Origin of the sequence: Streptomyces sp. WM6386, from assembly GCF_000972385.1 — a bacterium.
In the GTDB taxonomy this organism is placed as follows: Bacteria; Actinomycetota; Actinomycetes; order Streptomycetales; family Streptomycetaceae; genus Streptomyces.
This window is the reverse complement of the sequence record NZ_JXTE01000666.1, coordinates 1-352: the sequence shown is the minus strand read 5'-3', so window position 1 is coordinate 352 and position 352 is coordinate 1. Positions and strand designations below refer to the sequence as shown.

The 352-nt window shown below is 71.6% G+C and carries 1 protein-coding gene; it reads right to left on the bottom strand.

The window, feature by feature from the left end; genetic code table 11:
- The coding region (locus TN53_RS43165; protein WP_046264398.1) for a DUF308 domain-containing protein at positions 1-348 on the bottom strand (348 nt) is incomplete at its 3' end.
- Between the last annotated feature and the right edge of the window lie 4 nt (positions 349-352).

The following is a 352-nucleotide window of genomic DNA, read 5'->3' as shown; positions in this document are numbered from 1 at the left end:
CGTCTGCAACGGGTTCCGCAGGCACAGCACCCCGGCAAGGACGTAGAGCACGGCCAGGAGCAACCCCGGCAGCCGTTCGTCCGCCGCGCGCGCGAAAACGCCCACGAACCGGAACGCCCCGGTCACCAACAGGTACAGGCCGATGAGGACCGCCAGGACGTGCAGGGTCGCGTCCGGCCAGACGAGTATCAGAAGGCCCGGCACCAATGTCGCCAGGGCCGCGCCCAAGATCCAGGTCCAGGAACGGCCGAGCCGCCCGAGTACGTCCGCGGAGTCGCCCAGCGGACCGGGGGCCGCACCGTCGGGCCTGTGTTCCTGCCGGGTGTGCGATGCCGGGCCACGCGGCATGGAC